12 protein-coding genes are annotated in these 14924 nt (G+C 41.2%); all 12 read right to left on the bottom strand.

The genetic code is table 11. The annotated features are described in order from the left end of the window. Positions 1-18: 18 nt before the first annotated feature. Positions 19-639 carry a hypothetical protein gene (locus ACGHCK_RS00170; RefSeq protein WP_251421942.1) on the bottom strand — a complete coding sequence of 207 codons (621 nt, stop codon included), beginning with the start codon at positions 637-639 and terminating at the stop codon, positions 19-21. 443 nt (positions 640-1082) lie between these two features. Further along, the gene (gene ffh / locus ACGHCK_RS00175; protein WP_251421939.1) at positions 1083-2639 is read right to left on the bottom strand and encodes a signal recognition particle protein; all 1557 of its coding nucleotides are present in this window, start codon (positions 2637-2639) and stop codon (positions 1083-1085) included. Between the two features lie 111 nt (positions 2640-2750). After that, a complete protein-coding gene (locus tag ACGHCK_RS00180; protein ID WP_202230558.1) occupies positions 2751-3404 on the bottom strand; it encodes a potassium channel family protein in 654 nt (217 codons plus the stop codon). Between the two features lies 1 nt (position 3405). Beyond that, positions 3406-4728, bottom strand: a complete 1323-nt coding sequence (locus ACGHCK_RS00185) for a TrkH family potassium uptake protein (protein ID WP_202230560.1) — start codon at positions 4726-4728, stop codon at positions 3406-3408. Positions 4729-4869: 141 nt separating this feature from the next. Next, on the bottom strand, positions 4870-6606 hold the full coding sequence (locus ACGHCK_RS00190) for a ribonuclease J (protein WP_202230561.1): 1737 nt from the start codon (positions 6604-6606) through the stop codon (positions 4870-4872). Positions 6607-6723: 117 nt separating this feature from the next. Next, positions 6724-7125, bottom strand: coding sequence for a DUF1801 domain-containing protein (locus ACGHCK_RS00195; RefSeq protein ID WP_251421936.1), 402 nt, complete (start codon positions 7123-7125; stop codon positions 6724-6726). A gap of 35 nt (positions 7126-7160) precedes the next feature. Further along, positions 7161-7895, bottom strand: coding sequence for an alpha/beta hydrolase (locus ACGHCK_RS00200; RefSeq protein WP_251421933.1), 735 nt, complete (start codon positions 7893-7895; stop codon positions 7161-7163). 285 nt (positions 7896-8180) lie between these two features. Then, positions 8181-9854 carry a hypothetical protein gene (locus tag ACGHCK_RS00205; protein ID WP_394304418.1) on the bottom strand — a complete coding sequence of 558 codons (1674 nt, stop codon included), beginning with the start codon at positions 9852-9854 and terminating at the stop codon, positions 8181-8183. Between the two features lie 310 nt (positions 9855-10164). Further along, positions 10165-11271 carry a WxL domain-containing protein gene (locus ACGHCK_RS00210; protein ID WP_251421319.1) on the bottom strand — a complete coding sequence of 369 codons (1107 nt, stop codon included), beginning with the start codon at positions 11269-11271 and terminating at the stop codon, positions 10165-10167. A gap of 14 nt (positions 11272-11285) precedes the next feature. Next, positions 11286-13313: an RTX toxin gene (locus ACGHCK_RS00215; RefSeq protein ID WP_251421321.1), complete on the bottom strand. Its 2028-nt coding sequence runs from the start codon at positions 13311-13313 to the stop codon at positions 11286-11288. A 12-nt stretch (positions 13314-13325) separates the two neighbouring features. Beyond that, complete coding sequence (locus ACGHCK_RS00220; RefSeq protein WP_251421323.1) at positions 13326-13886, bottom strand: hypothetical protein; 561 nt, start codon at positions 13884-13886, stop codon at positions 13326-13328. A gap of 8 nt (positions 13887-13894) precedes the next feature. Further along, positions 13895-14917, bottom strand: coding sequence for a DUF916 domain-containing protein (locus ACGHCK_RS00225; protein ID WP_251421326.1), 1023 nt, complete (start codon positions 14915-14917; stop codon positions 13895-13897). Positions 14918-14924: the final 7 nt, after the last annotated feature.

Genomic DNA, 14924 nt, shown 5'->3' on the forward strand with positions numbered 1-14924 from the left:
ATAAGACTCCTCATTATTTTATTGAAATTCAGCTCCCCAGAAAACTGCAATAGGCGGAGTGGAATTGAAAACAATACCACCAGGAGAGGCTGCTGCAAGAATGCCCAAAGAAGCTAAAATCTTAGATACAGTAGGTTCAGGAATCCATACTCCACCGATAGCAACACCAGTTCCTATTCCATTTACAGTTGACTTAGATAGACCGATACGTAACCCCCACCAATAAACATGGACGTAATTGCTTCCTTCTCTAAATCTTAATAATCCGCTATTTCCAGAATTTGAAATAATAGTTACAGAGTTATTATTTTGTTCAATTCTTGTTCCATTTTTCAAATTTTCAGAATCTGAAATAATTTCATTTTTTTGAGAAATTAGTGCTTTTAATTTTGATAACTCCTCTGAAGCAATATCTTTGGGTAATTTATTGGTATCAATAATAAATTTATTCCCTAATAATTTGATAGATTGGTCAAATTTATTAATAAAATCTGAAGAAAGTGGATGCTCTAAACTTTTTTGTACATCTGTAGTTATAGATGTGTTAACTTGGTCTGCCGACGCACTGTTTACCCTCAAAGATGCTATAGCAGAAAATAAAATAGGTGCTATTGCTAAGATGGCAATCGATTTTTTCACACGAATCTCCTTATGACTTGATGCCCCCATTAAATCACTTTAACAACCGAAAGTAAAGCGTTATCATGAAATTAGTAAGACTATTTTTTTATTACTTGCGTTTATGGCAAGAATCATTAGTGCTGCAAAATGACTCTATAATCTATAGAACAAGGTGTAAACAAAACACCTGCCACAGTGATAAATGTGCAGGTGTTTTGTTGGTATTTCCGTCTTTATTTTTAAATTTTAGCAAGCTAAGGTAAGCTGCCCCAAGTAATAAACTAAGCTATGAACTGGTAGTTACTACTTTAGATAATGTCCTTTTTGACTGGGGGATTCAGCCCCCCTCCTGTCACAGCATCAGTACTTTTCATTCTTGCCAAATCAGAAACTAATTTTTAAACATCATCTTTGTCTTCACTCCCAGATACATCCGAAAATATATCTGCTTCTTTTATATGCTATTTCTTTCTGCCTTTTTTCATTTTTTTCTGCGCGCGTTTCATAGCCTGCTTCATGGCAAACTGAGTGGCTTTTCCTTTAAGACCACCTCCAAACATGGCACTCATATCAGGCGTGCCAGAAGGTGTTCCGCCTCGCATAAGACCTTGCAAATCTCCTAGGGAAGACATGTCTGGCATACCTCCAGGCATATTTTTCATGTTTGGCATTTTACCACCAGCGCCGCCCATCATTTGTTGCATCATTGCATCCATATCCCCATTCATAATGCCTTGCATCATGTCTTTAGACTGATTAAACTGCTTGATGAACTTATTTACTTCAATGAAACTATTCCCCGAACCTGCAGCGATACGACGACGACGTGCTGGTGAAAGCTCCACCTCTAATTGACGTTCCGCTGGTGTCATCGAAAGAACAATGGCACGTTTACGCGCGATGTCTTTCGGATCAACTTTGACATTTTCGATGCCAGGCACTTGTGACATCCCTGGAATCATTTTCATAATTTCTTCCATAGGTCCCATATTTGTCACCTGATCCAATTGTTCGACAAAGTCACTGTAGTCAAAACGATTTTCCGCCATCTTGGCAGCCATCTTCATGGATTGTTCTTCGTCAAACTGTGCCTGCGCTTTTTCAATCAGCGTCAGCATATCTCCCATACCAAGGATACGCGAGCTCATACGGTCTGGGTAAAAGATTTCTAAATCTGTCAGCTTTTCTCCTGTACCCGTAAACTTGATGGGTTTACCCGTAATTTCACGAATAGATAAGGCTGCACCACCACGTGTATCTCCGTCAAGTTTGGTGATAATGACACCACTAATATCTAACTTTTCATCAAAGGTTTTAGCCACCTGAGCTGCGACTTGACCTGTCATCGCATCAACAACCAAAAGAATTTCGGTTGGTTGTGCAAGAGCTTTGATCTCTTGCAGCTCATTCATCAGCTTATCGTCAATTTCTAGGCGTCCTGCCGTATCAATCAAAACATAATCTTTACGTTCTTCACGCGCTCGCGCTAAGCCGTTCTTGACGATATTTACAGGACTTTCAGCTGTGCCCTCATCATATACAGGGATATCAAGCTGTTCACCTAGAGTTTTTAATTGATCAATGGCTGCTGGACGATAAACGTCAGCCGCAATCATGAGGGGACGGGCATTTTGTTCTTCTTTGAGTTTTTTAGCCAGTTTACCTGCAAAGGTTGTTTTACCTGCCCCTTGCAAGCCGACCATCATGATGATTGTTGGAATTTTAGGTGATTTGAGCAGCTCAGCTTCACCGCCACCCAAAATCGCTGTCAATTCTTCATTGACAATAGAGATGACTTGTTGCGCTGGATTAAGCGCTTCTGAGACCTCTGTCCCAATCGCTCGCTCGCGAATCGCTTTGATGAACTTTTTCACTACAGGAAGAGCTACGTCAGCTTCAAGAAGCGCCACACGTATTTCTTTTGTAATTTCTGTTACATCTTGTTCTGTGATTTTCTTTTTGCCGCGCAAATTTTTGAACACATTTTGCAAACGTTCTGTTAGATTTTCAAAAGCCATTTTTATATTCCAGTCCTATTCTTTTATTCAGATAGTTTTATTATATCACATTCTCTTAGAGGTCAATCATTGACCGTGTCTTCGTACAATGAAGGTATAATACTGTAGATTTTAGTTTTGCTCAGATAGTTTCTTGATATCCTCTGGACGGCCAATGACAAACAAAGAGTCACCAATCATCAAGCGCGTATCTCCTGAAGCAATTTCTACTCCACCATGGATATGTTTGACATAGCTGATATTCAAATCATATCCATTTAACTCTGAAATTTCAGAGATGAGACGATTGTCCATCTTACGCGAACATACCTTAACTTCTGCAAACTCAATGTTTTCTGCAATATCCACGACATTACTGATGTTTTCAAAAATTAAACTTTCAGCAATCTTACGCCCCATCTCAACTTCGGGAAGAACAACCCGGTCTGCACCGATTTTTTCTAACAGGCGATAGTGATTTTTATCAACAGCCTTCGTGATGACTTGAGGTACTCCTGCATCTTTAGCAAGCATGGTTACCAGTACAGAGGACTGAATGTCTTCACCGATAGCAACGATAGCAACATCAAAATCTTTAATGCCAATCTCCTCCAGAACACGTTCATCCTTTGCATCCGCAATGATTGCATTAGGTACTATATCTTTAAAGAGATTGACCCGGTCCTCATTTTGATCCATGACGAGCAAGTCGGCTTCTGTTTCTGCGATAGTTTTAGCAACCGCAGAGCCAAAACGTCCAAGCCCTATAACAACAAATGATTTCATATTAGCCCACCATTACCTTTTCTTCTGGATATTTATAGAGAGATTCATGATTATCTTTCGCATTGATTGAATAAATAATCGTAAACACGCCGACACGACCAATGAACATAAGAATGCCTACAATGATTTTTCCGAGCACATTTAAATTCGGTGTAACTCCCATACTCAATCCTACAGTAGATAAGGCTGAGATAACTTCAAAAAGAATTTGATCTACACGAAATTTTGGATTCGTCAAAAGGAGGATAAATGTCGCAATAACCATCATAAAGAAGTAGAGAAAGACAGATTCGTATGCCTGTTTGACAACACTTTGTGGAATTGTTCTATTTTTAAAGCTGGTGTGTTTATCGCGCTTAATAATCGCGCGCACATTGAGCGCTAGGACACCTATTGTCGTCGTTTTCAAACCTCCGGCTGTTGAGCCTGATGTTCCTCCGATAACCATTAATATTATGGTGAGGAAAATACTTGCTTGACTGAACAAATTATACTCTTGGATAGAAAAGCCCGCTGTCCGCTGAGAAATCGATAGAAAAAGGCTCTGCATCACAAATATAAATGGATTATTACTTACACTTTCAAAGTCAGAAATTAGAAAGAGCAACATCCCACCAAAAACAAGAAAGGCTGTCGTTGTAAGAGCTAATCGAGTGTGAAGAGATAACTTTCTCTGCTTCCTATAGTTAAGTAAATCCATAATAACGATAAACCCTAAACTTCCGCAAACAACCATTGATGCAATAACCATCAAGACGTATGGTGAATGCTCATAAAGCATAAGTGAATTGCCAAACAAGTCAAAACCAGCATTGCAATATGCTGAAATGGTATGGAAAACACTGTACCAAATCCCCTTGACTAGTCCAAACCTTGGGACAAAGGAAAATGACAAAAGAACGCTGCCACAAAATTGAATCAAAAGCGAAATAATCAGTACGTTAATGACTACTCGAACACTTGAACTCATATCTGATAAACTATAGGATTCCTGAATAATCAGCCGAGATTTGAGGGACATTTTTTGATTGAGGAGGAGGAAAATACTGACAACCAATGTCATAAAGCCCAACCCGCCTACCTCGATCAAAAGCAATAGGATAACTTGTCCAAAGAGAGACCAGTGGGCACCGGTATCAATTACAGTTAAACCTGTAACACAGACAGCAGAAACAGCAGTAAATAACGCATCTATCGGATGTGTAAACTGCCCCGTACTCGAAGAAATCGGTAAACTGAGCAAGGTTCCTCCTCCAATCACGAGCATCAAAAAGGCGATAAAAATAATCTGCAGCGCTGTTAATTTTTTTAAGTTTTTTTGCATGAAGTGCTTACTCTATTTCTCCTGTTTGTATTTTGTCTAAAACGCTTCTCTTTTCAAAAAAATATAGCAAAAGACAGGCCTTTACTATATAATATTTTGCCGTGTTTATCTGGAAAGTAATCTTAAGCGCTTGAGGAAAGCTTATCCAGCCTTTCCACTAGTCTTACTTGACTTCTTCTTATTGCCCTTATAACGGCGAGTCAACTCTTGTGGAGCACGTGCTTCCATGACTACTGGCAGAACAACTGGTTTACGACGGGTTTGAGTATAAAGGAATTTGCCCAGAGCATCACGGATGGCACCCTTGAGGTCTGACCAATCAAAATCAGTTCCTGCAAGATACTTTTCAACCGTCTCATTTACCAAGTTTCCCGCATCCTTCATCAAATCTCGTGAGGTTTTGACATAAACAAAACCGCGTGTATGTACACGTGTTTGGCTGATAATTTTACGTTCAGCCTTATTGATTGTTATAACAGCGATAAAAATTCCGTCTTCAGATAATACTTTACGGTCCCGTAAAACCACTGAACCGATATCGCCAATACCTGAACCATCAATCATCACGTTTTCCGCTGGAACAACTCCTGCTGGAATCATCTCGTCTTCTTTATTGAAAGAGACAGACTCCCCTTTTTTAGCTATAAAGATATGTTCTGGAAGCATTCCCAGCTCCATAGCTAACTCTGCATGAGCACGTAACTCCCGATATTCACCTTGGATAGGAATCAGGTTTTTCGGACGTAAGATATCAATCATGAATTGTAAATCACGCGCGTTGGCATGACCGGAAACCTTCAAGTCTGCGCCCAACATCTTCATGACACCACCAGCACGATAGACATCATTTTCAATGCGCGCAATTAAGGTTTCATAAGCGATAGAAGGTGTTGTTACTGCAAAAGCAACATCTCCTTCTTTGATTTTCACCCATTTATGACGCTTATGAGCCATGTCTCCGAGGACTTTTAGCGGTTCACCCATGCGACCTGTTTCGATAATAACCAGTTCTTCATCCGCATACTTACTGATTTCATTTGGCTTAATAATCGCCTTTTTATCTTCAATTTTCAACTTCTTCAAACGTGTCGCTGTCTCGACGATCTGGTCCATGTCTTGACCTGTAAAGGCAATACGCCGGCCAAGTTTGAGCGCCGCTCCAACAACCTGTTGAATGCGTCCCAGATTACCAGCATTACAAGCAATGATTACGCGTCCTTGTGCTTCATCAATTGTATCGTAGATTTTCTCATAAATTTCATGCTCACTTGCTGACTGTTCGGGTGACAAGGCGTTAGGAGAACTCGAAAGCAGGGCCAGCACCTTACTGTTTCCTATTTCTGCAAGACGTCGCATGTTCGTCCGATAGCCTTGTGCAACGGCTGGATCAAAACGGAAATCACCCGTGTAAACAATATTTCCCGAATCAGTGCCAACGACTATCCCCATTGATTCTGGAATGGTGTGTGTTGTTGAGAAAAAGGAAATTACTGCTTGACCAAAATCTATTTCTGTTTCCTCAGTTACAACGTGGAAGTCCTTGAATTTTTTGCTGCCCTCATAGTTGCGCACATTGATTTTAGCAAGCTCTATCGTCAACTCACTCCCAAATACAGGGACACGTAATTCTGAAACGATATAAGGCAAAGCACCGATAGAATCTGCGTGACCATGTGTCAAGAAAATTCCCGCAACACGGTCTGCATTTTCTACGAGATAATCAATATCCGGAATCACAAAATCAATCCCTAGCATATCACTATCTGCATATTTTAAACCTGCATCAAGAACGAAAATTTGCTCGTTCACCTCCACTAGGTACATATTTTTACCAAATTCGCGTACACCACCTAAAGGTGTAATTTTTATATCTGCCATTTATTAATTAAAAAACCTTTCTTTTTTCGTAATAAAAGGGATTGGCATTCCAATCCCCACCGAGAATACTTACTACAAGTATAACTCAAAGCTCCAAAAAAATCAATCAGCTGTTCCTTAATTCCTCTTATCATGCGGCTTATACAATTTTACATTTTGAAAAAATTCCCTTATTTCAACATCATATTTTTCCATAAATTTTGAACTTTTGATACGTAAACAGCCCTTGCCCATGGCTGATTTGGGAAAGTTGTTTTGCCACGATATATTTTCACCGTAAAAATAAATCGCCACATAATTTTTTTGTGAAGAAATGTTGACAGTGCCAGCTTCTTCATAGCCTGGACTGGGGTAAGGGTTTTGTCCTAGAGCAATAGCAGAAAAAGTCTTGCCATTGTCAAAATAACGCAGTTCTTCTTCCGGAAAGGTGCTGTGAACCATGTGTAAGACCTGCCTCAAAAGTTGCGAATCTTGAGCTTGTGCGATGTACTCTTCGATATTTCCAGCAGCATTATACATTTATTATTCTCTCTTTCTGCATCAGAAGTATTTGTTCAAAAAACTTTCACAACTTCCTTATATTTTTCCTTATCCATTTCATAAGACCTAATGTGACGAGCCCCCTTAGCAATATAGATTTCTTTTGGTCCTTGGGTCGCCTCATAGTTTCGATAGACCATTTCTAGAGGTACAAACGTATCCTGATCGCCGTGTATAAAAAGGAAGGGTCTATTATTCTTCGCCAGCTGACTAAGCGCAGAGGCTTCTTTCCAGCTGTAGCCTGCAAAAAGCTTTGACCAAAAAGAAAGGAGATGCATCAAGGGAAACTGAGGTAAGTGAAAATCATGTTTCGCCTTATAAGATAACTCGTTCCACACTGTATCATAACCACAATCTTCAATAAGGCACTTGACATTTTCCGGGAGTGCTTCACCTGAGAGCATCATCGTTGCAGAAGCTCCCATCGATATACCAAACAAAGCAATCTGGCTCTGTGCATTTTTCTCAATAATTTTTTCAATCCATCCCTTATTATCCTTAAGATCCAACCAGCCAAAGCCAATAAATTTTCCTTGACTTCTAGCTCCAGCTCTATAGTCAGGCATCAACACGTTATATCCTAACTCATGAAAAAGCCAGCCAAACGCACCGTAACGCTCTCTTACAGACTTATAGCCATTGAACAGTAGAACCGTCTTATCAGTTGGTACTTTAGCTGAAAGATACCAAGCCTTGAGTATGAGGTTATCATGTGTCTGTAACTGCCATTCTTCTTTTTCAGCCTGCATAAATGCGGCCCATTCAGAGTATAATGGAGAATTCTCTTGAGGTCGTCTTACCCAGATACTTCTATTTTTATTTTCAATAAAAACAAAAAGTCCTAAACTGACAACAAGGATGAAAGAAATAAGGGAAAATGAGAATATTAAGAGGGATACCATGTTGCTATTATAGCATGATTTTTATCTTTGTTTTTCAAAAATGAAAAAGCTAAGCCGTCCCTGACTAACGGAATCTCAGACTATAAATAAACAGCCCCGGATTGCGGAGCTGTTTGGATATTTTGGATACTTTTAGTTTGACGTTTGTTGGATGATGAGAGCGGGGCGGACACCTCCATTAATACTTACGGTATTTGCTGTATGTCCTCCATTAAAGGCTCCACCTAAGCTTGTCGCCTCTCGTGCCTGAAGGAGAACCCAAGCATGCCCTGCTTGAGCACGAGTTCGAAGCCACCACCAACTATTATTGGCACCTATACGTCCTGCTGGATTAGGAAAAGCTTGCCCGCTTCCTGATAAACGTGCTACATCAGCTAAGGAGAGGGCAAAAGCACGAGGAGCTCCACTTGTATCAACATCAGTCACATCAGCCGCAACCAGTGGAAAATCTGTCAAGTTACTTGGTAGCCATGCCTGAGTTGAACCTGAGCTTGTCCAAGTCAGATAGTGATGCGAGACCGCTCCTGTATCAAAATTATCTGAAACCGGTTGAACCATAGTCCGAACATCCGCATGTAGGGCGTCATACCAAGAAACCAGTTCTGCCTCTTGATCGTTCCAAGAAACATTACGTATCGCCTCATTCCGGATAATCATATGATTGCCAGAACCCATGTTTTCAAGGTAGCGGTACTGCTCACCTGCCATGGTAAAGATACGGCCCGGACGCATGGTTGAAAAGTCAAAGTCTGCTGGTGCACTGTCTTCGTTAGGCAATGGGTTCTGTCCATCATCAAACATCACCCCGTTCTGGATACCTTGGAGAAAGTCTTCCAGCTCCGCATGGTGCTGCTCCCCGTCATTGAGGAACTCCTCATGCTGGTCAGGGCTCACCAGCCCACTCTCGACATGAATCCCATAGTAGTAAAAGCCGTTAAAGACCTTGTCCTCAATGGCAGCCGTCATCTCTGCTGCATCAAGCAGGTAAGAGGTGGCTTGTTCCCGGTCCAGTCGGTTGGCCCAGTAAGCCCAGCCTGTGTTCGGGTCAACCACCCAGAAGTTCCCTATCTTGTCTTCGTTAGGCAAATTACTCCACTGGTTCATGGTCATTGGGGCACGGTCCTGTTGTAAGTTTTGGGCAGTTTGGTTGGTCACTTCTTCTCCCGGCCAGATTGGACCACTGTTGTCAAAGTCTTCGTTTGCTGACCAGTAAGCATCAATACCATCTCCCGGATGTGTCGCGCCATCTGTGACCCCATCTGTTGCCTCGTTCCCTTCGATCCAGTCCCGCGCATGACCTGCCGCTGCTGTTCTTAAGTCTAGGTTGTCATGGTTGAAGGTCGGCATATACCATGGGGCATCTTGACCGGAACGCTCCCAACCAAAGATGAGGTTGGCGTACTGGTCGAAAGCATTTGAGTCATTGGTGTTTTCACGGTCGGTGATGTCGTTTGCGCTGGGAATCCATGTGGTCCAGTTTTCTACATCCTCACGGCTGGTTCCTGCCACTAATGGGGTGAAGTTGGCTTCATCACGTTGGCGGGTTTCGAGGAACTCGGACAGGCGTATCCGGGCCATGATTGGCCGTTCGCCATAGTTTTCTACGAAGACGTCCTTGTTTTCTGTCTCACGGTTGTAGTAGTCGTGGACACGGCCACCGACATTGATGTCTACTTCATTCAGCCGGTCATTGATGGCCCGCTGGTTGAAGGCTTGGAAGGCGAAGGTGCCGCCTACTGCGAGTAACAAGAGCGACAGGAGTGCGAGGTTGCGCAGCCGCCGCTGTTTTTTCTTTTCTGGTGTCATAAACTCCTCCTTTGACGTAACCTGTGGTTTTGTATTTTTATTACAAGTTCATTTCTAATGTTACGTTTACTTTCTGAGTCTATAGTATAAAAAAAAAAAAAGGTCAAATGAAATGAGTGTTTGATGAGAAAAGCGGAGGGAACTTCCATGTGGGTTGACTTCTGGCTTCCGTAGTCCGTGCCTGAAAAGTGGACAAAAGAAGCTCCAGTCTAGGCTGGAGCTTCTTGACTTCATGAAAGTACTTCTCACTTTCTCTTTTTACAATTCTCTATCCCCTTTTATTTTTTCATGTGGTTCATCACAGATTTACTTAATTACTTGGTACGTCAGATAAGGTCCAAGTCAACCCACCTTGATATTTTGCTGCATATTGTTGAGTAACAGGTACCTCTAGATAGATACCTTTCTGAGTTGTTCCATTCCAATTTTGGCTCAGATTAAACGTGCCGCCTTTTGTTCCTGCAAGCTCGCTATGAACGAGTGTGTTATTGGCTGACAGCATTGTTTTGTTTACACCATCAGCACTAAACCAAAGCGCTCCAACTAACGACCGTCCTCCTGCAAGAGCTACTCCTGACTCATCCACCTCGACTAAAGGATGATTTTCTTTTACAAACATTGTCCATCCTGTATTTTTAGATACCTCTCTTGTATCAGTTACCACAACATCCTGATCGTAGCTTGGAAACGCTCTTAGGCTGCTTGTTTTAACTTTCAATTGTCCAAAACTCATTATTGAGGGTGCGCTTGTAAAGTTAAGGCTTCCGCTAAAAATTGTGACATCTACAGACTTAGAAAGTGTTTTATCAGCAGCAGAGAAGTTATAAGTAATGGGGACAACGTCATTTGATGCAGCATTCTTTAAAGCAGAAAAATATTCGCCCGCATTAGCTAATACTGCTGGAGAAACAGTGCCGTCTGCCTGATAAGCTTTTGCACGCGTGTAAAAGTCAAGTTTTTCTTGATTCCTGCTCGCTCCTATTTCATTGGCTATATCTTGTCCCAATGTCACAGGGTAAGCATTCACAGCCTTTTGTCTGTCTGAAGATATGACCGCTTCATCTGCCACAAGGACGAGATGTGCCTGTGCCTTTTCATAGCTTGTCGTCCATGTGACAGGAATGTCAAGATAATCTCGACCTTCTAAACCAGCATTTGCTGTCTTGATTGTATTCGCATCAAGTTGAAGTCCTGCCAGATTTTCTCCAGCAACATTCATAAGAGATTTCAGCTGACTTTCAGTGAGACTTTTTGCGGTAGTTTCTGAAATAATTATATTTTGGGCTGAAAGTTTCAGTGTGATAGTGATTGTAGCCTTTTGAGAAATGTGAGGCACCGCTGCAGAAATTTTATTTGTAGTGATACTATTTAGAAGAGCAAGTGATAAAACTACATTTATTATAAAAAGACGTTTCATTTTTCTCCTCTTCTTTATGCTGGACCGTGCGCAAGGGTATATTTAAAGATACCAGCTCGTGTCCCTGTTTGTGAAAGTAATGTGTTTTTTGCTCTAATCCTTATGCCAGCTGAGCTTGGAACATTCACGGTATAATTTTGACCAGCATTAGCCATCGAAATATAGGACGGAAGCTTTGCATCCGAAGTAACAGATACAATGGGAAGTGCTATTCCTTTCCTAAATTCTGCCGTATTCTCCTTATTTGCTGGATCACTCCAGTAATAGCTCAGACGGTCAGAAAAATTATTTTCCATCATGGTTACAGTAAGATGAAAATTAGGCGCCTGTCCCCTATCATCTCCTAGAACGAGTCGTTGAGCTGCGTTACCATTGATCAAATTTGACCAAGACCCGTTAGCAGGTGTCCCATTAGCATCATTCGGATTGAGTGATATATTAAAAGTTCGTGTCATAGAAGATTGCCCTGCATCTAACCAGAGCCCAATTGGCTGGTACCAAGAAATATAGCGGGCATTATTCATATTAACTAAATCCACTCTAGAATAGTTATTCGGCGTTAATGCAGAGTCTGTAATAGCACCCAACCCCGTTATTCGGCCTGTATTTTGCCTGTACCAAACATCACGCGTTCCTAAATTATTTCGATTAGGTGCCACTAAATCTAACTTTGCTGTATCAAAGCGTGCTGCTGTCGTTGAGGTATGTGTTCTTAAACCCCTTCCTGTAATTGTGATTGGAAAATTATTATTTGCATTCACAGTATAATCAAACACTGAACCCCCAGCCGTGTTTAAGGTTACGACCTTAGAATCATTAAGCATCATACCGCTTCCTACTCCTGGACTTCCAGCCACGAGACTCGCTGTTGTTTTCAAGTTATTTAAGAGTAAGCTAGCATTTTGCCCAATGTTCCAGCGCACAACTCCTGTACCTACAAAACCATTGAGATTGATGTTTCCACCGCCAGTAGTTACGGCAAGTCTGCCGTTATTTCCGATATTCAGTGTCCAAGAGTTATTGGCTACAGCTAAAAACCAGCCTCCGTTGTTTCGTGCAGCTGTATTTTCTGTTCCTTTGATATCAAAGGAAGCATTATCACCAATATCCCAAACCATCGGACCACTATTACCATCATCATAATACATACAATATGTATCATTAAGATTCCAAACCAAACGCGCATTATCCGCAACTTTCAGTGTATGAGCGTTATTATTATAGGTATAAAAAGGTTGATCCCAGCCCCAGTTTTGGTTTAAAGTTGTCGTCCCTGAAACAACTTCAACCCACTTCCCACCTTGAATCCACTCCCCTTGATTATCAGCGCCGGTCAAGCCCACCGTGGTCATATTATTATTTTGTCGGATATTAAAGGTATTATTACCGAAAAACAATATTCGACCGTTGTCATTACGGATAGGTTGAGCACCAGCTGTTGGTGCTCCATTGCTCACTGTAACATCTTGATAGACAAAGGTTGGTTCAGAACCACCTCTTCCAACAGACTGAAAAATTCCTCCAGTAATATTGTTTATGATGTAGGCATTTTTCACCTCCAAGACCGTAAACTGTGAAACACCTGAGTTTGGTACACGGAAAGGACCTCGGATATATCCTGCCCCTGCACCAGAACCCGCCCCTGCTGTCGTGTAGTTGGTATCTGTATCAAGATAAAGTCGTCGTCCATTCCCATTGATGGATAAACTTTTGCCCTCAACAATCGAAACGCCATTATTGGTATTTCCAGTATTTGCGTAATTATAACCTCCAATATCAGGAGCGCCTGGCACATCTCGAACAACGTTAAAATAGACTGTCCTGTTTGAAGCAGCATTGGGTCTAACATGATGGTAGGTATCCATCATATCTTTCCAACTGTCCGTATCATAGTAAGTCGCTCCTGCCTGACCTGTGATTGCCCCAGTGGTATCAATACGGCCGCTTAACACTGCTGCATCTACATTTCTTCCGATTCCGAGCAGTATCAAAATCATAGCTGTTATAAAGAATGGAGCAAGATATTTTTTACTTAATGTCATAAATTCATTTCCCTATAGTCCTTGAACAAGTGTATTTGTGATTGTTGCTTGATAAGCGCCGGGCTTTATTTCTCGTGTGGTGTCCAATTGCATTTCAGCAGTGACACCTCCACTCTTTTGGTTTCCCTGAGCGTTTCTCTGTCCAGTTAAGACCCTTCCCGCTTGCCCAAGGATATTGACAGCAGGATTTCCCTTTATCGTGCCAGAAGCATTGTCTGCAACGCTAATCTTAAAATATTTTAAGGGTAAAACCGTTGGCTTACCATTAATATTTCCTGTAAACTCACTTATCTTTTGCTGCAAATTATAGCCATTAGAATTCCCTGTGATATTGACGATAGTATAGGGTTGCGTTCCTTTAGTGCTTATAGCGCCAGTTGTCGTAGCTTCTGTATTTGAAAAGTTAAAGTCTGGAGCTTGAGTAAGATATAAGTTATCTGTCGCAGGTGCAGTGACATTAATATATGTATCCGCACTGCCATTATTTGTATCAATCTGTACATCTGCATGAACAGGTGAAATAAATGTTACGTTAGCTATAAGAGTCAAAGCTGTATAAAAAATGAGTTTCATTTTTCTTTTCAATTTTTCTCCCTTCTTCGCTTTAGACTATAACTAATAAACCCAGTCACTCCCCCACCTAGAGCCAAAGCACCCAGCCATAAAAAGTTTGCCTTGGCTTTTTGTTTAGCACTTTGGGGGCTAACCTGAACCTTGCCTTCACTGTCCACTCTAAGCAGATAGACTTCTTTTAATGTTTTGTTCTCCTGCCTCGCTTCAATATCTAGTTTATACTCGCCACCTTTGTCCAACGCTTTTTTCACCTGTAAAGGGAGGAGAATATCGGCATAAGGTACCACTGTTCCCGAAGGATAATCTAAGCTTGAATAAAGATTTCCCTTTCTATCTTTTATAGATACACTGAGCTGAGTTTTCTCTTGCAATACATTCTTAGTATTTTTAAGACGAATGAATTGTTCATCTGTTTTCATCTCACCAGCTGAAAGCGCGAGAGAGGCCGACTTGTCCCGTTCACCAGACTGCAAAATCAGAGCAAAAGCTGAACTATAAATGTTTAATAAGCTTTGTTCTTTCTCTACCTCATTCGCACGTCGCGTCACATTGATCCCCCCTATTGCAATCTTATTTGTCCAAGAACTAGGAATTCTAACTCTCAGAGGAATTTTTTTAGACTCTCCCGGCTGCAACACTACTGTAGCACTTCCTGAACCTTTCTTTTCGCCAATCAAAACATCTCTGTAAAAGTCAAAGACTTTTGTATGTGAAAGAAAGTTTTTAGTTTCGTCTTCTTTCAAGCCATAGTCTATAACAAAATTTGAATTCGTGATGGCTTGATTTGATGTGATATAAAATGTATTTTTCTGCTTGCCGTTGTTTATTTGGATGTATAAAGTGAGTTCTTCACCACTTTTGACATTTAACCACCAATACCCTAATTTATCGTCTATCTGACGTTCTTCAAGTAGAGGACGTGCTGAGAAGTCTGCTCCTGCATTTTCTTGGGCAGCGATGCTTTCTCCATTTACCATCAAACCCAAAAAGCTCGTTAGGAATAAGAGTGAGCATATTGTAATTTTCTTCATTTCTTTC

The sequence above is a fragment of the Lactococcus muris genome (genome assembly GCF_042849115.1).
GTDB lineage: Bacteria > Bacillota > Bacilli > Lactobacillales > Streptococcaceae > Lactococcus > Lactococcus muris.